Below are 16,763 nucleotides of genomic sequence, written 5' to 3'. Positions count from 1 at the left end.
TCGGTCATGTCAAAAACCAAAGAAAACGCTCTAAATCAATACTTTCAGCAGAGCCACAAATAGAAATCTGACCGATCGATCAGTAAATCTCGTTTGTCGGACGATCCGCCCAAACAGGTTTGGTGGTAAGCTCGCCGACCATGAATACCTACAGCTCCCGCCCCGTTGTCCTCTGTCTCTCCGGCCACGACCCCAGTGGCGGCGCCGGCCTGCAGGCAGATATCGAAGCCCTGATCGCCCAAGGCTGTCACGCTGCACCCGCAGTGACCGCCCTGACCGTGCAGGATACCGTCAACGTTTCCGACTTCCGCGTGCTCGACCGCGAGTGGGTACTGGCCCAGGCCAATGCCGTACTGGCCGACTCCACGGTGACCGCCGTCAAGCTGGGCATGCTCGGCTCGATCGAGATGGTCGACACCGTCGCCGAACTGCTGGCCGCCCACCCGCACCTGCCGCTGGTTTGCGACCCGGTCCTGCGTGCTGGCGGCGGTGGCCGTCTGGGCAAGGACGAAGTGGGCTACGCCGTGCGCGAACGCCTGCTGCCGCTGGCGACCATTGCCACACCAAACCTGCCAGAAGCCCGCATCCTCGCCGAACTGCCCGAAGGCACCGCCGACGAATGTGCCGAAAAGCTGCTGCCGTTCTGTAGACACCTGCTGATTACCGGCGGTCACGGCGACGAAGACGAAATTCACAACCGCCTGTACACCCAGGACGGTCAGCACCACACCTGGACCTGCCAGCGCCTGCCAGGCAGCTATCACGGCTCGGGCTGCACCCTGGCCAGCGCCCTGGCTGGCCGCCTGGCCCTCGGCGAGCAGCTGGAAAGCGCCGTGCGCAGCGCCCTGGACTACACCTGGCGCACCCTGCGTGACGCCGAGCAGCTGGGCCGGGGCCAGTATGTGCCGCGCCGCCTGCCCCTGGACTTCTGCTCCTGATACGAGGCCTTCAATGAAGCTACGCGGTCTGTACGCCATCACCGACAGCCAGCTGCTCGCTGGCCGTCTCCTGTCCCATGTCGAGGCGGCACTAGAAGGCGGCGTGTGCCTGCTGCAGTACCGCGACAAAAGTGACGACGCGGCGCGCCGCCTGCGTGAAGCCGAAGGGCTGATGAAGCTCTGCGAGCGCTACGGCACCCAGCTGCTCATCAACGATGACGCCGAACTGGCCGCGCGCCTGGGCGTCGGCGTACACCTGGGCCAGACTGACGGCCCGCTGACCCCGGCCCGCGCCCTGCTCGGCCGCCGGGCGATCATCGGCTCCACCTGCCACGCCAGCCTCGAGCTGGCCGCCCAGGCCGCCAGCGAAGGTGCCAGCTACGTCGCCTTTGGCCGCTTCTTCAATTCCGTTACCAAGCCGGGCGCGCCCGCCGCCAACGTTGAACTGCTGGAGCAGGCGCGTGCCCAGGTGAAACTGCCCATTGCCGTGATCGGCGGCATCACCCTCGACAACGCCGCCCCGCTGGTCGCCCACGGTGCCGACCTGCTGGCGGTGATCCATGGCCTGTTCGGTGCCGACAGCGCGCAAGAAGTCACCCGCCGCGCCCGCGCCTTCAACGCCTTGTTCGCATCCTGATTTCGAGAGAACCTTTCATGTCCCGTTCCGAAGACCTGTTCGCCAAAGCCCAGAAGCACATCCCAGGCGGCGTCAACTCGCCGGTCCGCGCTTTCAAGAGCGTTGGCGGCACGCCACTGTTCTTCAAGCATGCCGAAGGCGCCTATGTCGTTGACGAGGACGACAAGCGCTACGTCGACTACGTCGGCTCCTGGGGCCCGATGATCCTCGGCCACGGCCACCCGGACGTACTGGACTCGGTACGCAAGCAGCTGGAGCACGGCCTGTCCTACGGCGCACCCACCGCCATGGAAACCGACATGGCCGACCTGGTCTGCTCGCTGGTGCCGTCCATGGAAATGGTCCGCATGGTCAGCTCGGGCACCGAAGCCACCATGAGCGCCATCCGTCTGGCCCGTGGTTACACCGGCCGTGACGCCATCATCAAGTTCGAAGGCTGCTACCACGGCCACTCCGACAGCCTGCTGGTAAAAGCCGGCTCCGGCCTGCTGACCCAGGGCGTACCAAGCTCGGCCGGCGTGCCGGCAGACTTCGCCAAGCACACCCTGACCCTGCCGTTCAACGACATCGCCGCGGTCGAGAAAACCCTGGCCGACGTTGGCCAGACGGTGGCGTGCATCATCGTCGAGCCCGTGGCCGGCAACATGAACTGTGTACCCCCGGCGCCGGGCTTCCTTGAAGGCCTGCGCGAGCAGTGCGACAAACACGGCGTGGTACTGATCTTTGACGAAGTGATGACCGGCTTCCGCGTATCGCTGGGCGGCGCCCAAGGCCACTATGGCATCAAGCCGGACCTGTCCACCTTCGGCAAGATCGTCGGTGGCGGCATGCCGGTCGGCTGCTTCGGCGGCAAACGCGAAATCATGGGCTGCATCGCCCCACTCGGCCCGGTCTACCAGGCCGGCACCCTGTCGGGCAACCCGCTGGCCATGGCCGCCGGCCTCACTACCCTGAAGCTGATCAGCCGCCCGGGCTTCCACGCCGAGCTGACCGACTACACCAGCCGCATGCTCGATGGCCTGCAACAACGTGCCGATGCTGCTGGCATACCGTTCGTCACCACCCAGGCGGGTGCCATGTTCGGCCTGTACTTCAGCGGCGCCGACGACATCGTCACCTTCGAAGACGTGATGAGCAGCGATGCCGAGCGCTTCAAGCGCTTCTTCCATTTGATGCTGGATGGCGGCGTGTACCTGGCACCCAGCGCGTTCGAGGCGGGCTTCACCTCCATCGCCCATGGCGACAAAGAGCTGCAGATCACCCTGGATGCGGCTGAAAAGGCCTTTGCAGCGCTGAAGTAATTGCCAGCCTGCACCGGCCTCTGTGGGAGCGGGCTTGCCCCGAGAAGAGGCCGGTACAGGCAATAATTACGCATGCACAATCAGCTGACTTCCCCAACCAAGCAGAAATTCGAGTAAAACTTTGTAAGGTTGGCGCTGCTTATCCCATAATGTGCCACCAGAGACATTGGCCGCAGCTTTGCAGAGGTAAGTCGATCCCCATGAACCGCACCGGCCGCGCCCTGACCCTGGGCTGCCTGTTGCTTCTTCAGCCCCTGCTGGCCTTGGCGGAGGGCGGTAACTCGTTGCTTATTCCGGCGACGGGCCGCTGCACCTTGAATGTTCAGCCTGAAGACCTGGCAAACGCCCTCAAGGCCTGCGAGCAGACGGCAACTGCGGGGGATGCCCAGGCACAATTCGAACTGGGCGAGTACTACTACACGCAAACCCCGAAAAACCTCGACAAAGCCCTGGACTGGTTCCAGAAGGCTTCGCTGCAAGGCCAGGCCGACGCCCAGTACCGCCTGGGTGCCATGTTCTTCCATGGCGAAGGGGTCAAGGCCAACAACGTGCAGGCCTACATCCTGCTGAAGATGGCCGCGGTCAACGGTGCCGAAGATGCATTGGACATGGCCGACGAAGTCACCGAGCAAATGCCCCGCGACGAGCTGGAGCATGCCACCCAGGTGCTCGGCCAGATCTTCCGCAAATACCTGCTGGAACTGCAAAACGCCGAAGGGCGCACGCCGTTCTCGCCGCTCCCCTGAGGGTTATTTTTCCGGCATTGGCATCGGGAACGGCATCACATTGCCGCCGCCCTTGGCTTCGCTGATCTTTGCCGTGCCCAGGCGCTCGACTTCGTCGATTCGCACGATCGAGTGCATTGGCACGAAACTGCGGATTACCCCCTCGAACTGGCTCTTGAGCTTCTCCTCGCTCGGGTCCACCACCAGTTGCGAGCGCTCGCCGAACACGAACTCCTCGATTTCCAGAAAGCCCCACAGGTCGCTTTGATAGATCTGCTTGGCATACATCTCGAAGACCTGCCCCTGGTTGAGGAAGATCACTTTATAGATGGCAGGTTCGCGTTTGCTCATGATGGGAGGGATAACACATGCGTAAGAAAAGGCAGGCATGATACCTGCTCCGGCCTCTTCGCGGGTGAACCCGCTCCCACAGGTCATGCACACAACCTGTGGGAGCGGGTTCACCCGCGAAGAGGCCAGAACAGGCAGTACATACCGTTGAACGTTTCAGTGCTTTCGCCACTGGCATTCAAGGGTTATTCTTGAGTTCACATCCATTGCCGTCGAGCGGCTAAAAACGACCTTGAACGCACCCATAGAACCCCATCGTTTCATCCTCGAGCCCTTCGAGGCCCACCGTTTCGCCAACTTGTGCGGGCAGTTCGACGAGCACTTGCGCCTGATCGAACAGCGCCTGGCCATCGAAATCCGCAACCGCGGCAATCAGTTCGAACTGATAGGCGAACCCAAGACCACCTCTGCGGCCGAACAGTTGCTGCGCCGTCTCTACCGCGAGACCAAGGCCACCGACCTGTCGCCCGAAACCGTGCACCTGTACCTGCAGGAGTCGGCTGTCGAGAACATCGACAACCCGGCGGTCAACGAGGTCAGCGTGTCGCTGCGTACGCGCAAGGGCAACATTCGCCCGCGCGGGCTCAACCAGCAGCGCTACGTGAAGGAAATCCTGGCCAACGACATCAACTTCGGCATTGGCCCGGCCGGTACCGGCAAGACCTACCTCGCCGTAGCGTGCGCCGTGGACGCGCTTGAGCGCGAACAGGTGCGCCGCATCCTGCTGGTGCGCCCGGCGGTGGAGGCAGGCGAAAAGCTTGGTTTCCTGCCCGGCGACCTGGCGCAGAAGATCGACCCGTACCTGCGCCCGCTGTACGACGCCCTTTACGAAATGCTCGGCTTCGAACACGTGGCCAAGCTGATCGAGCGCCAGGTGATCGAGATCGCCCCGCTGGCCTACATGCGTGGCCGCACCCTGAACAACAGCTTCATCATCCTCGACGAAAGCCAGAACACCACGCTGGAACAGATGAAAATGTTCCTCACCCGCATCGGCTTCGGCTCCACCGCGGTGATCACCGGCGACATCACCCAGGTCGACCTGCCACGTGGCACCAAGTCGGGCCTGGCACACGTCATCGAGGTGCTGAAGGACGTTCCGGGCATCAGCTTTACCCACTTCCAACCCAAAGATGTGGTTCGTCACCCACTGGTGCAGCGCATTGTAGAAGCCTACGACCGCTTCGAAGCCCGCCAGGCCAAGCCCGAGGCGCCCGGCAAAGATGCTTGAACTTGATATCCAACGGGCCACGGACGCTGCCGCCCCGGATGACGCCGCCTTCCGCCGCTGGTGCGAACTGGCCCTGCGCCAGCGCAGCGCCGACTCGGAAATGACCATTCGCCTGGTCGACGAAACCGAAGGCCGAGAGCTGAATCGCACCTACCGGCATAAAGACTACGCGACCAATGTGCTGTCGTTCCCGGCCGATGTGCCCGATGACTTGCTCGATATCCCGCTGCTGGGCGACCTGGTGATCTGTGTCGCGGTGGTCGAGCGCGAAGCGGCCGAACAAGGCAAGTTGCTGGAGGCCCACTGGGCGCACCTGGTCATCCACGGTTGCCTGCACCTGCTCGGCTACGACCACATCGATGATGAGGAAGCCGAAGAAATGGAAAGCCTGGAACGGGAATTGCTGGCAGAACTGGGTCACCCCGACCCGTACGCCGACGATGAAACCGACTCAATCACACACTGAAACACGAAGGATCACGAGAACCGCCATGAGCGAAGATCGATCGAGCAACGGGCAAAAGTCCTGGCTGGGCAAACTGACCCAGGCTTTTGCCCATGAGCCGAAAAACCGCCAGGAGCTCCTTGAGCTGCTGCGCGAAGCCCATCAGAACAAATTGCTGGACAGCGAAGCGCTGACCATCGTCGAAGGCGCCATCCAGGTCGCCGACCTGCAGGTGCGCGACATCATGGTGCCGCGCTCGCAGATGAACAGCATCAAGGCCGGCCAGTCGCCGCGCGAGTTTCTGCCCGCGGTGATAGACGCCGCGCACTCGCGCTACCCGGTGATCGGCGAAAGCCACGACGATGTGCTCGGGGTCCTGCTCGCCAAAGACCTGCTGCCGCTGATCCTCAAGGAGAACGGCGACAGCTTCAACATCAAGGACCTGCTGCGCCCGGCCACCTTCGTGCCCGAGTCCAAGCGCCTGAACGTGTTGCTGCGCGAGTTCCGCGCCAACCATAACCACATGGCCATCGTCATCGACGAATATGGCGGTGTGGCGGGCCTGGTCACCATCGAAGACGTGCTGGAGCAGATTGTCGGCGATATCGAGGACGAGCACGACGTCGAGGAAGACAGCTACATCAAGCCGCTGCCCAGCGGCGACTTCCTGGTCAAGGCGCTTACCCCGATCGAGAACTTCAACGAGTTCTTCGACAGCGAGTTTTCCGATGACGAGTTCGACACGGTCGGCGGCCTGGTGATGAGCGCCTTTGGCCACCTGCCCAAGCGCAACGAAACCACCGAGATCGGGTCTTACAAGTTCCGTATTCTCAACGCCGACAGCCGGCGGATACACTTGCTGCGCCTGACCCCGATCACCCGTTAAGGACAAACATGCGTTGGATCACCCGCCCCGGCTGGCCCGGTAACCTGCTGGCCCTGGCGGCCGGTGCCTCCACCCTTCTGGCCCTGGCGCCGTTCGACATCTGGCCGCTGGCCATATTGTCCATCGCCGTGCTCTACCTTGGCCTGCGTGAGCTAACCCCGCGCCAGGCCATGTGGCGGGGCTGGTGGTTCGGTTTCGGCCTGTATGGCGCCGGCACCTGGTGGATCTACGTCAGCATGAACACCTACGGCGGCGCCTCGCCGCTGCTGGCGATCCTGCTGCTACTGGCGTTCTTCGCCGCCCTGGCCTGGTTCTTTGCCCTGCCCACCTGGCTATGGGCACGCTGGCTGAGGCGCAACGAAGCGCCACTGGCCGACGCGTTGTGCTTCGCCGCCCTGTGGCTGCTGCAAGAGGCCTTCCGCGGCTGGTTCCTGACCGGTTTCCCCTGGCTCTACGCTGGCTACAGCCAGCTGGACGGCCCACTGGCCGGCCTGGCACCGCTGGGCGGCGTGTGGCTGGTCTCCTTCGCCCTGGCGCTGACGGCGGCCCTGTTGTGCAACCTGCACCGCCTGCGCGCCCGCCCGTCGTTCCTGGCCGTGGCCTGCCTGCTGTTGCTGGCCCCGTGGGCACTGGGCCTGGCGCTCAAGGGCCATGCCTGGACCAAACCGGCAGGCGACCCGCTGAAAGTGGCCGCCATTCAGGGCAACGTCGAGCAGGACCTGAAATGGGACCCGGCGCACATCGACGCGCAACTGGCGCTGTACCGTGACCTGAGTTTCAGCTCCAAACCTGTGGATCTGCTGGTCTGGCCAGAAACCGCAGTGCCGGTACTCAAGGACCAGGCCCAGGGTTACATCGACGTGATGGGCCGCTTCGCCGCCGAGCGTCATTCGGCGCTGATCACTGGCGTGCCGGTACGTGAAGTGGTGCATCACCAGCGCCGCTACTACAACGGCATCACCGTCACCGGTGAAGGCGATGGCACCTACCTCAAGCAGAAGCTGGTGCCGTTTGGCGAGTACGTGCCGCTGCAGGACATGCTGCGGGGCATGATCGAGTTCTTCAACCTGCCCATGTCCGACTTCGCCCGCGGGCCTGAAGACCAGCCGCTGCTGCAGGCCAAGGGCTATCAGATTGCGCCCTACATCTGCTACGAAGTGGTCTACCCCGAGTTTGCCGCAGGCCTGGCCGCGCGCAGCGACCTGCTGCTGACCATCAGCAACGACACCTGGTTCGGCAAATCGATCGGCCCCTTGCAGCACCTGCAGATGGCCCAGATGCGCGCACTGGAAGCCGGCCGCTGGATGATCCGCGCCACCAACAACGGCGTGACCGCGCTGATCGACCCGTTTGGCCGCATTACCACGCAAGTGCCGCAGTTCCAGCAGGCGGTGCTGTATGGCGAAGTGGTGCCGATGCAGCAATTGACGCCATACCTGAAATGGCGCTCGTGGCCGCTGGCGATCGTCTGTGTACTGCTGCTGGGCTGGGCGTTGCTGGCAGGCCGTATTGCAAAAACCGTCTGATGATGCTGCCTGTGCCGGCCTCTTCGCGGGCTTGCCCGCTCCCACAGGGACTGCACACGCCTCGAAGGCTGCGCTAATTCTGTGGGAGCGGGCAAGCCCGCGAAGAGGCCGGCACAGGCAGCACAAGGTTCAATAAAAGACCCGATACCCCACCAACCCCACCACTTCATTAAGCAACTGCCCGCTCTGCCACATCGCCCGACTCTCCGGCAGCAACCCGGCAAACGGCCGCGCATGATCGCGCCCCAGGAACCCCACCGGCGCCGACACCACCTCGAACCCCGCCTGTTCAAAGCTCCACCGCGAGCGCTGCATGTGCCAGGCCTGAGTTACCACCACCACGCGGCGAATCCCCAACGGCTGCAACACCTTGCGCGTGAGCTGGGCATTTTCCCAGGTCGTGCGGCTGGCCTCTTCGCGCCATTTCACCTCGACTGCAAAGTCTTCACGCAAGCGATCAGCCATCAACCGCGCCTCGCTCGGCGGGGTGCCATAGTGCAGCCCACCACTGGTCAGCACCGGCAACCCCGATGCTTTGGCCAGCTGCGCGGCAAAGCGCAGGCGCTCCAGCGCCGTGGCCGTGGGCTGGTCGCTACCGCCCCAGGCAGGGTCGCCGCGCTCACGCCCCGCACCCAGCACCACAATCGCATCCGCCCGGCTCGCCAGGCTGGCCCAGTCGCTCACGGCCAACGGCGGCTCGCTTTCCAGCATACGGGCGGTTTCCTGCACCACCAGCGGCAGGCTCATCAGCCACAGGCCACCCAGCCCCACGGCAAAGCACAGGGCCGCCAACCGTGGCCGCCGCGCACGCAACCACCAGGCCGCGAGCAGCAGCAGGAACAGGATGCCCGGCGGCATCAGCCATTGTTTGATGAAGAATCGGATCGGCATCGGCCACACCTCCTTGGCAGGCGTGCAGCCTAAAAGGATCGGCGCCGGTCAACAAGGGAGCGACCGGCGCCAATCGTGAGCTGTGTGATATTGAAGAACCGGCGCGCGATGGCCTGCGGCTGGCATCCTGAACGGCTAGCGATGTGGCAGCGTCCTGGATCTCGCCGTATTGGCGGGGCGTTTCTTGTCCTTGAGCCAGATGATCTTGGCCGATGTCGGCTCCGCTTGTGGGTAACTGCCGGCACAGGCACTTTGGCGCTCCGGGAGGGCATCCAGGTAGGCCTTGATCACTTCGAACTCGGCATGGCTCAGGCCGCGCAATTCCAGCTCGGCTGGCATCTCGTCACGCAATCGCACCGAGGTCCTGGCCGCTTCCAGCGCCAGGCCAAGCCGGTCGATCAGGCGCTCGTAAAGCTCCGGCTTGATTGCGGGTAGCTGCGTCTCTCCCATCCGTTCACCTCATTGAAGATAAAGAATATCTCCCCCCACACCTGAGCTTAGCGGCGCAATGAAAAGCAGCAGCCTGCCGCGACCAGCGGGCATTCGCAACGAAGGTTTCCCACGATACGCAACGCTGCTGTATGCTACGGCGTTCACTCTAAACGACACCGGAGTACCGGTTGCAGCGAGGTTCCGCTGCCTGGAACAAGGTCTCTTCTCTCTCAGCCAAAAGTAGCCATGCACGAACAATACACGCCCCGTGATATCGAAGCCGCCGCCCAGAATTTCTGGGACGAGCAACAATCGTTCGCTGTTACCGAACAGCCAGGCAAAGACACCTACTATTGCCTATCGATGTTCCCGTACCCGAGCGGCAAGCTACACATGGGCCACGTGCGCAACTACACCATCGGTGACGTGATTGCCCGCTACCAGCGCATGCTGGGCAAAAACGTTCTGCAGCCGATGGGCTGGGACGCCTTCGGCATGCCCGCGGAAAACGCGGCGATGAAAAACAACGTCGCCCCGGCCAAGTGGACATACGAAAACATCGACTACATGAAGACCCAGCTCAAGAGCCTGGGCCTGGCCATCGACTGGGCACGTGAAGTCACCACCTGCAAGCCCGACTACTACCGTTGGGAGCAGTGGCTGTTCACCCGCCTGTTCGAGAAAGGCATCATCTACCGCAAGAACGGCACCGTGAACTGGGACCCGGCGGACCAGACCGTACTGGCCAACGAGCAGGTCATCGACGGCCGTGGCTGGCGTTCGGGCGCGCTGATCGAAAAGCGCGAAATCCCGATGTACTACTTCCGCATCACCGACTACGCCGACGAGCTGCTGGAAAGCCTCGACGAGCTGCCGGGCTGGCCTGAACAGGTCAAGACCATGCAGCGCAACTGGATCGGCAAGTCGCGCGGCATGGAAGTGCAGTTCCCGTACGACCAGGCCAGCATCGGCCACGAAGGCACCCTCAAGGTCTTTACCACCCGCCCGGACACGCTGATGGGCGCGACCTACGTCGCCGTTGCCGCCGAGCACCCGCTGGCCACCCAGGCTGCCCAGGGCAACCCGGCGCTGCAGGCGTTCATCGACGAGTGCAAGAGCGGCAGCGTTGCCGAGGCCGACATGGCGACCCAGGAGAAGAAGGGCATGGCCACTTCCCTGCTGGTCGAGCACCCGCTGACCGGCGAGAAGCTGCCGGTATGGGTCGCCAACTATGTGCTGATGCACTACGGCGATGGCGCCGTAATGGCCGTGCCGGCCCACGACGAGCGCGACTTCGAGTTCGCCCACAAGTACAAGCTGCCGGTCAAGGCCGTGGTACGCACCAGCGCTGGCGATGAAGTCGGCAGCGAGTGGCAGGCCGCCTATGGCGAGCACGGCCAGCTGATCAACTCCGCCGAGTTCGACGGCCTGGACTTCGCCGGTGCTTTCGACGCCATCGAAGCCGCCCTGATCCGCAAGGACCTCGGCAAGTCGCGTACCCAGTTCCGCCTGCGCGACTGGGGCATCAGCCGTCAGCGCTACTGGGGCTGCCCGATCCCGATCATCCATTGCCCGTCCTGCGGCGACGTACCGGTGCCGGAAGACCAGCTGCCGGTCACCCTGCCGGAGAACGTGGTACCGGACGGCGCTGGCTCGCCACTGGCGCGCATGCCAGAATTCTACGAATGCACCTGCCCGAAATGCGGCACTGCGGCCAAGCGCGAAACCGACACCATGGACACTTTCGTCGAATCGTCCTGGTACTTCGCCCGCTATGCCTCGCCGAACTACGACAAGGGCCTGGTCGACCCGAAAGCCGCCAACCACTGGCTGCCGGTAGACCAGTACATCGGTGGTATCGAACACGCGATCCTGCACCTGCTGTACGCGCGCTTCTTCCACAAGCTGATGCGCGACGAAGGCCTGGTCACCTCGAACGAGCCGTTCAAGAACCTGCTGACCCAGGGCATGGTAGTCGCCGAAACCTACTACCGCGTGGCCAGCAATGGCGGCAAGGACTGGTTCAACCCGGCCGATGTCGAGATCGAGCGCGATGCCAAGGCCAAGATCATCGGCGCCCGGCTGAAGACCGACGGCCTGCCGGTGGAAATCGGCGGCACCGAGAAGATGTCGAAGTCGAAAAATAACGGCGTCGACCCGCAATCGATGATCGAAGCCTACGGCGCCGACACCTGCCGCCTGTTCATGATGTTCGCCTCGCCGCCCGACATGAGCCTGGAATGGTCCGACTCCGGCGTCGAAGGTGCCAGCCGCTTCCTGCGCCGTGTCTGGCGCCTGGCACAGGCCCACGTCAGCCAAGGCCTGCCGGGCAAGCTGGATATCGCCGCCCTGGACGATGCGCAGAAGGTCATCCGCCGTGCCATCCACGCCGCCATCAAGCAGGCCAGCAACGATGTAGGCCAGTTCCACAAGTTCAATACCGCCATCGCCCAGGTGATGACCGTGATGAACGTACTGGAAAAGGCCCCGCAGGCCAGCGAACAGGACCGTGCCCTGCTGCACGAAGGCCTGGAAGCCGTCACCCTGCTGCTGGCACCGATCACTCCGCACATTTCCCACGCGCTGTGGCAGCACCTCGGCCACGCCGGGTCGGTGATCGATGCCGCCTGGCCGAGCGTCGACGAACAGGCACTGGTGCAGGACACCGTTACCCTGGTGGTTCAGGTCAACGGTAAACTGCGCGGCCAGGTCGAGATGCCTGCCGCGGCCAGCCGCGAAGAAGTCGAAGCCGCCGCCCGCAGCAACGAGAATGTCCTGCGCTTCATCGATGGCCTGACCATCCGCAAGGTCATCGTGGTACCGGGCAAGCTGGTCAACATCGTCGCCAACTGATGAAAACGCCCACCCGCAGTGGCTGCGGGTGGGCGGAACAGGCCCACAAGGGAGCAACAACATGATCAAACGCAATTTGCTGGTAATCGGCCTGGCGGTCATGCTCAGCGCCTGCGGTTTCCAGCTGCGCGGCACCGGCTCCACCGAGCTGAGTGTGAAGGAAATGGACGTCAGCGCACGCAATGCCTACGGCCCGACCGTGGTCGAGCTGCGCGAGGTACTGAAGCGCAGCGGTGTCAACGTGCATGCCGGCGCACCTTACCGCCTGGTGCTGACCAACGAGCAGGAGCGCGAGCGCTCGGCAACCTACAACAGCGGCAACCGTACCGCCGAGTACGAGCTGACCACAGAGCTGAACTACAGCATCCAGGGCCTGAACAACCTGGAGCTGCTGAGCGACAAGCTGCAAGTGCGCAAGGTCTACGTGCGTGACGCCTCGAACATCACCGGTTCAGAACAGGAAGCCACCCGCGCCCGCGCAGAAATGCGCCGCGACCTGGTCAACGCCATGGTCGTCCGCCTGCAGATGCTGAGCCCTTCCCAGCTGGACGAGCTGCAACGCAAAGCCGACGAACGCGCCAAGGCCGAAGCCGACGCGCTGGAGGCCGCCCGCCGTCAGCAGGCCGAAACGCCTCAACAGTCGCCACTGGAAGTACCGGGCAACTAAGCCCGCGTGGGGCACCCTCGGGTGCCCCACCTGTTTCCCATGAAACTCGCCCCCGCCCAACTCAACAAGCACCTTCAAGGCGCCCTTGCACCGGTCTACGTGGTCAGCGGCGACGACCCGCTGCTGTGCCAGGAAGCCGCTGACGCCATCCGCAACGCGGCACGTCAGCAAGGTTTTGACGAACGCCAGGTCTTCAGTGCCGACGCCAACTTCGACTGGGGTACCCTGCTCCAGGCTGGCGCCAGCCTGTCGCTTTTCGCCCAGCGCCGCCTGCTGGAACTGCGCCTGCCTTCGGGCAAGCCCGGTGACAAGGGCGCCGCCGCACTGATGGAATACTGCGCCAACCCCGCCGAAGACACCTTGCTGCTGGTCAGCCTGCCCAAGCTCGACGGCAGCGCGCAGAAGACCAAGTGGGGCAAGGCCTTGATCGAAGGTGCGCACTGCCAGTTCATCCAGATCTGGCCGGTGGATGTGCACCAGTTGCCACAGTGGATCAACCAGCGGCTGCAGCAAGCCGGCCTGTCGGCGCAACGTGACGCTGTCGACCTGATCGCTGCGCGCGTGGAAGGCAACCTGCTGGCCGCCGCGCAGGAAATCGAAAAGCTCAAGCTGCTCGCCGACGGCAACCAGATCACCGTGGAAACCGTGCAGGCCGCCGTCGCCGACAGCGCCCGCTTCGATGTCTTCGGCCTGGTCGACGCCATTCTCAACGGCGAAGCTGCGCATGCCCTGCGCATGCTCGAAGGCTTGCGGGGTGAAGGTGTAGAACCACCCGTGATCCTCTGGGCCCTGGCCCGCGAGCTGCGCCAACTGGCTGGGCTGGCCCAACAGTTCAGCCAGGGGGTGCCGCTGGACAAAGCCTTTAGCCAGGCCCGCCCGCCGATCTGGGACAAACGCCGACCGCTGGTCAGCAAAGCCCTGCAGCGCCTGTCGGCGCAGCGCTGGGGGCAGTTGCTGCAGGACGCCCAGCGTATTGATGCGCAGATCAAGGGCCAGGCCGAGGGCTCGCCCTGGACGGGGCTTGCGCGCTTGTCGCTGTTGATGGCGGGGCAGCGCCTTACCCTCCCCCCCGAGTAACCAGGGCCACTGTGGGAGCGGGCGTGCCCGCGAATCAGGCGACGCGGTGGATGGCACCGGCTTCGCCGGTGTTCGCGGGCACGCCCGCTCCCACAGGGATGCTATGCCCGGGATCCTGACCATAAACACAATCAATTGGCCCCACCCCGCACCAAGCCCTACAGTGCGCCCCGAAACCCACCCAAACCGGGAACCCCGCCATGAGCAAAAAGCCGAAAAAGCACGGCCCCAACAAGGCCAAGTCCATCATCGCCCAGCCACTGTTCCGCTGCCGCCAGGAACAACCGGACAAGGGCAAAGGCAGCTACCGCCGCGAAGCCTTCCAATCGAGAGATTGGGAGGCTTCCTACTTTTTGGCAGCATGAAAGCATCGCAAGCGCAGGCATGATATGGTCGTCACCTGACCTGCAATTCTGGATCTGTGCATGCTCTTCCGTCTTATCCCCCGTTGGGAAACCCGCCAGCTGATCGCGGCCTCCAGCTTCATCCTGCTTGTGGCCTGCGCGGAAAAGCCCACCGCTGCCGACGCACTGCCGCTGGCCCCTGCCCAACCCGCTCCAGTGGTGACTGTGCCCGGCACAACGCCCGACGTCAGCACTGAAATCCAGCCTTTGCAAACCTTCGCCCAGTGGCAGGCAGGCTTCCGCCAGCAAGCCCTGCAAGCCGGTATCTCGCCGAGTACGTTCGACAGCGCCTTCCTCGGCGTCACCCCCGACATGGACGTGATCAAGGCCGACCGCAGCCAGCCAGAGTTCACCCGCCCGGTATGGGAATACCTCGAAGGCGCCCTGTCGCCTCTGCGCGTGCGCAACGGCAAAAAGCTGCTGGAGCAGAACGCCGAGCTGCTGGCCCGCCTCGAGCAACGCTACGGCGTTGACCGCCAGGTGCTGGTCGCGGTGTGGGGCATGGAAAGCAACTTTGGCCAGTTCCAGGGCAACAAATCTGTAATTCGTTCGCTGGCTACGCTGGCCTATGAGGGCCGCCGCCCGCAGTTCGCCCAGGACCAGCTCATCGCCGCGCTGCAGATCATCCAGCATGGTGACATCCAGCCCGAGGCCATGCGTGGTTCGTGGGCCGGCGCCATGGGCCAGACCCAGTTCATCCCGACCACCTACAACACCCATGCCGTGGACTTCGACGGTGATGGCCGCCGCGACATCTGGAACAGTACACCGGATGCCCTGGCCTCGACTGCGCACTACCTGCAAAGCTCGGGCTGGAAGCGTGGTCAGCCATGGGGCTTCGAGGTACAAGTGCCGGCTGGTTTCGATTTCTGGCAAGCCGATGGCGCGCTGCGCAAACCGGTGAGCGAGTGGCTGGCCATGGGCGTGACACTGCCGGCAGGCACGCAGTTGCCCGCCAACAGCAACCAGCTGTCTGCCGCCTTGCTGCTGCCGGCTGGCGCGCGCGGGCCAGCGTTCCTGGTACTGGACAACTTCCGCGCCATTCTCAAGTACAACAACTCGTCGTCCTATGCCTTGGCGGTCAGCCTGCTGGGGGATCGCTTCAGCGGCTGGGGCTTTATTGCCGGCAGCTGGCCGAAAGAAGACCTGCCGCTCAGCCGCAGCGAACGCATGGAGCTGCAGAACTTGCTGAACAGCCGTGGGCACGAGGCCGGGAATGCCGATGGCATCATCGGTGCCAATACCCGCAAGGCCATTCGCACTGCCCAGCAGGGGCTGGGGTGGCCAGCAGATGGCTACCCGACCCACAAGCTGCTCGAGAGCCTGCGCCAGCCGTGAGATTGCCGGGGGCGCTCCTACAGACAACCGCGTAACTGCAATGTATCGCAATCCCCCTGTAGGAGCGGCCTTGTGTCGCGATGGGCTGCAAAGCAGCCCCCACAATCTCAAGCCTTGAACAGATCCTGCTCCAGCACCAGGCTCTGCCGATCACTGTCCAGCCTTACCCGAGCCCCCAACGGCAAGCACACATTCGGGTCGCAATGCCCACTGCGCCACCCCGCCAGCACCGGTACACCCAACGGCGCGAACGTCTGCTCCAGCAACGGCGCCAACGCCGCCGTGGTAATCCCGGCAAAGTCCCCCACCAGCACGCCCTTCACTCCCTCCAGCTTGCCCGCCAGGCGCAACTGGGTCAGCAACCGGTCCACCCGGTACAACGGCTCATTGACGTCCTCGATGAACAAGATGCAGCCCTGGGTATCCAGCTCGGCAAGCGTCCCCATGGTCGCGCCCAACATAGACAGGTTACCGCCCAGCAGCGCACCGCTGGCCACACCCGGCAACACACTGCTCAAGGCATAGTCCGCCGGGTGCACGATCGGCTCGCCAGCCCGCACATGCCCACCCAGCTGCGCCAGCAACGACGACTCGGTGGGTGGCAACTTGGCCCCCAGCAGGTCGGCATTGAGCATCCCCCCATGGAAGGTGACCAACCCGCTATGCCGGTAGATCGCGGTGTGCAGTGCGGTAATGTCGCTGTAGCCGATCAACGGCTTGGGGTTGCGCCGAATCAGCTCGAAATCGAGCTGGTCGAGCAAGCGCATGCTGCCATAGCCGCCGCGCATGCACAGGATGGCGTCGATGGCCGGGTCGGCAAAAGCATCGTGCAGGTCTTGCAGGCGCTGTTGGTCCGGCCCTGCCAGGTAACCTTGCGCCTGCAGGGCACCCGGGTAGATACGGCAACGGTAGCCGCGCTCAGCAAACCACTGGCTGACTTTGTGCGTATCCAGCCGCGCCGCGCCCGCTGGCGCGACAATGGCAAAGCAGGCGTTAGCCGGCAGCGCGGCTGGCAGGCGAGGTTGGAAGGTTTCGGCGCAATTCATCGCGGCTCCTTGCAG

At 63.9% G+C, this 16,763-nt stretch carries 17 protein-coding genes; 13 read left to right on the top strand and 4 right to left on the bottom strand.

The window, feature by feature from the left end; translation table 11 throughout:
- The first annotated feature begins 140 nt into the window (after window positions 1-140).
- From N805_RS25420 to N805_RS25405, 4 genes are all read left to right on the top strand, one after another.
- Complete coding sequence (locus N805_RS25420) at window positions 141-938, top strand: hydroxymethylpyrimidine/phosphomethylpyrimidine kinase (protein ID WP_019471717.1); 798 nt, start codon at window positions 141-143, stop codon at window positions 936-938.
- A 13-nt stretch (window positions 939-951) separates the two neighbouring features.
- Window positions 952-1,575, top strand: a complete 624-nt coding sequence (gene thiE, locus N805_RS25415; protein WP_019471718.1) for a thiamine phosphate synthase — start codon at window positions 952-954, stop codon at window positions 1,573-1,575.
- Between the two features lie 17 nt (window positions 1,576-1,592).
- Window positions 1,593-2,876 carry a glutamate-1-semialdehyde 2,1-aminomutase gene (hemL, locus tag N805_RS25410; protein WP_019471719.1) on the top strand — a complete coding sequence of 428 codons (1,284 nt, stop codon included), beginning with the start codon at window positions 1,593-1,595 and terminating at the stop codon, window positions 2,874-2,876.
- Between the two features lie 200 nt (window positions 2,877-3,076).
- The gene (locus N805_RS25405; protein ID WP_016489345.1) at window positions 3,077-3,622 is read left to right on the top strand and encodes a tetratricopeptide repeat protein; all 546 of its coding nucleotides are present in this window, start codon (window positions 3,077-3,079) and stop codon (window positions 3,620-3,622) included.
- Between the two features lie 3 nt (window positions 3,623-3,625).
- Here N805_RS25405 and N805_RS25400 read toward each other — a convergent pair whose 3' ends face one another.
- Window positions 3,626-3,952, bottom strand: a complete 327-nt coding sequence (locus N805_RS25400) for a DUF1820 family protein (protein WP_016489346.1) — start codon at window positions 3,950-3,952, stop codon at window positions 3,626-3,628.
- 232 nt (window positions 3,953-4,184) lie between these two features.
- On the opposite strand from N805_RS25400, the gene N805_RS25395 reads away from it, so the two are divergent.
- Genes N805_RS25395 through lnt form a run of 4 tightly spaced genes read left to right on the top strand, consistent with a single transcriptional unit; the run spans window position 4,185 to window position 8,040 of the window.
- A complete protein-coding gene (locus N805_RS25395) occupies window positions 4,185-5,183 on the top strand; it encodes a PhoH family protein (protein WP_016712170.1) in 999 nt (332 codons plus the stop codon).
- Window positions 5,176-5,649 (top strand): rRNA maturation RNase YbeY, encoded by a 474-nt coding sequence (ybeY, locus tag N805_RS25390; RefSeq protein WP_019471720.1) that lies wholly within the window; start codon window positions 5,176-5,178, stop codon window positions 5,647-5,649. The genes N805_RS25395 and ybeY overlap by 8 nt, the downstream gene beginning before the upstream one ends.
- A 25-nt stretch (window positions 5,650-5,674) precedes the next feature.
- A complete protein-coding gene (locus N805_RS25385) occupies window positions 5,675-6,514 on the top strand; it encodes an HlyC/CorC family transporter (protein WP_019471721.1) in 840 nt (279 codons plus the stop codon).
- 8 nt (window positions 6,515-6,522) lie between these two features.
- A complete protein-coding gene (lnt, locus tag N805_RS25380) occupies window positions 6,523-8,040 on the top strand; it encodes an apolipoprotein N-acyltransferase (protein WP_019471722.1) in 1,518 nt (505 codons plus the stop codon).
- Between the two features lie 129 nt (window positions 8,041-8,169).
- Here the strand turns inward: lnt and N805_RS25375 are convergent, their stop codons facing one another.
- On the bottom strand, window positions 8,170-8,931 hold the full coding sequence (locus N805_RS25375; protein ID WP_019471723.1) for a YdcF family protein: 762 nt from the start codon (window positions 8,929-8,931) through the stop codon (window positions 8,170-8,172).
- Between the two features lie 135 nt (window positions 8,932-9,066).
- Window positions 9,067-9,381: a hypothetical protein gene (locus N805_RS25370; RefSeq protein WP_019471724.1), complete on the bottom strand. Its 315-nt coding sequence runs from the start codon at window positions 9,379-9,381 to the stop codon at window positions 9,067-9,069.
- Between the two features lie 228 nt (window positions 9,382-9,609).
- Between N805_RS25370 and leuS the strand changes: the two genes are divergently transcribed.
- The 5 genes from leuS (at window position 9,610) to N805_RS25345 (ending at window position 15,702) form a co-directional block, all read left to right on the top strand.
- Window positions 9,610-12,216, top strand: coding sequence for a leucine--tRNA ligase (gene leuS / locus N805_RS25365; RefSeq protein WP_019471725.1), 2,607 nt, complete (start codon window positions 9,610-9,612; stop codon window positions 12,214-12,216).
- Between the two features lie 61 nt (window positions 12,217-12,277).
- Window positions 12,278-12,883, top strand: coding sequence for an LPS assembly lipoprotein LptE (gene lptE / locus N805_RS25360; protein ID WP_019471726.1), 606 nt, complete (start codon window positions 12,278-12,280; stop codon window positions 12,881-12,883).
- A 39-nt stretch (window positions 12,884-12,922) separates the two neighbouring features.
- On the top strand, window positions 12,923-13,960 hold the full coding sequence (gene holA / locus N805_RS25355; protein ID WP_019471727.1) for a DNA polymerase III subunit delta: 1,038 nt from the start codon (window positions 12,923-12,925) through the stop codon (window positions 13,958-13,960).
- Between the two features lie 200 nt (window positions 13,961-14,160).
- Window positions 14,161-14,325: an alternative ribosome rescue factor ArfA gene (arfA, locus tag N805_RS25350; protein WP_012274368.1), complete on the top strand. Its 165-nt coding sequence runs from the start codon at window positions 14,161-14,163 to the stop codon at window positions 14,323-14,325.
- Between the two features lie 60 nt (window positions 14,326-14,385).
- Window positions 14,386-15,702 carry a lytic murein transglycosylase gene (locus N805_RS25345; protein ID WP_019472762.1) on the top strand — a complete coding sequence of 439 codons (1,317 nt, stop codon included), beginning with the start codon at window positions 14,386-14,388 and terminating at the stop codon, window positions 15,700-15,702.
- Window positions 15,703-15,809: 107 nt separating this feature from the next.
- Here the strand turns inward: N805_RS25345 and N805_RS25340 are convergent, their stop codons facing one another.
- Window positions 15,810-16,748: a S66 peptidase family protein gene (locus N805_RS25340; protein ID WP_019472763.1), complete on the bottom strand. Its 939-nt coding sequence runs from the start codon at window positions 16,746-16,748 to the stop codon at window positions 15,810-15,812.
- Window positions 16,749-16,763: the final 15 nt, after the last annotated feature.

It is taken from the genome of Pseudomonas putida S13.1.2, assembly GCF_000498395.2.
GTDB lineage: Bacteria > Pseudomonadota > Gammaproteobacteria > Pseudomonadales > Pseudomonadaceae > Aquipseudomonas > Aquipseudomonas putida_Q.
The sequence above is the reverse complement of the archived record's forward strand: the minus strand, read 5'-3'. Positions and strand labels throughout refer to the sequence as shown.

What these genes read in the sequence shown, in the direction of transcription:
- N805_RS25340 (WP_019472763.1), bottom strand. Translation starts at nt 16,748, where the DNA reads ATGAATTGCGCCGAAACCTTCCAACCTCGCCTGCCAGCCGCGCTGCCG.
- lptE (WP_019471726.1), top strand. Translation starts at nt 12,278, where the DNA reads ATGATCAAACGCAATTTGCTGGTAATCGGCCTGGCGGTCATGCTCAGC.
- holA (WP_019471727.1), top strand. Translation starts at nt 12,923, where the DNA reads ATGAAACTCGCCCCCGCCCAACTCAACAAGCACCTTCAAGGCGCCCTT.
- N805_RS25400 (WP_016489346.1), bottom strand. Translation starts at nt 3,952, where the DNA reads ATGAGCAAACGCGAACCTGCCATCTATAAAGTGATCTTCCTCAACCAG.
- thiE (WP_019471718.1), top strand. Translation starts at nt 952, where the DNA reads ATGAAGCTACGCGGTCTGTACGCCATCACCGACAGCCAGCTGCTCGCT.
- N805_RS25375 (WP_019471723.1), bottom strand. Translation starts at nt 8,931, where the DNA reads ATGCCGATCCGATTCTTCATCAAACAATGGCTGATGCCGCCGGGCATC.
- N805_RS25345 (WP_019472762.1), top strand. Translation starts at nt 14,386, where the DNA reads ATGCTCTTCCGTCTTATCCCCCGTTGGGAAACCCGCCAGCTGATCGCG.
- ybeY (WP_019471720.1), top strand. Translation starts at nt 5,176, where the DNA reads ATGCTTGAACTTGATATCCAACGGGCCACGGACGCTGCCGCCCCGGAT.
- N805_RS25405 (WP_016489345.1), top strand. Translation starts at nt 3,077, where the DNA reads ATGAACCGCACCGGCCGCGCCCTGACCCTGGGCTGCCTGTTGCTTCTT.
- N805_RS25420 (WP_019471717.1), top strand. Translation starts at nt 141, where the DNA reads ATGAATACCTACAGCTCCCGCCCCGTTGTCCTCTGTCTCTCCGGCCAC.
- leuS (WP_019471725.1), top strand. Translation starts at nt 9,610, where the DNA reads ATGCACGAACAATACACGCCCCGTGATATCGAAGCCGCCGCCCAGAAT.
- arfA (WP_012274368.1), top strand. Translation starts at nt 14,161, where the DNA reads ATGAGCAAAAAGCCGAAAAAGCACGGCCCCAACAAGGCCAAGTCCATC.
- lnt (WP_019471722.1), top strand. Translation starts at nt 6,523, where the DNA reads ATGCGTTGGATCACCCGCCCCGGCTGGCCCGGTAACCTGCTGGCCCTG.
- N805_RS25370 (WP_019471724.1), bottom strand. Translation starts at nt 9,381, where the DNA reads ATGGGAGAGACGCAGCTACCCGCAATCAAGCCGGAGCTTTACGAGCGC.
- hemL (WP_019471719.1), top strand. Translation starts at nt 1,593, where the DNA reads ATGTCCCGTTCCGAAGACCTGTTCGCCAAAGCCCAGAAGCACATCCCA.
- N805_RS25385 (WP_019471721.1), top strand. Translation starts at nt 5,675, where the DNA reads ATGAGCGAAGATCGATCGAGCAACGGGCAAAAGTCCTGGCTGGGCAAA.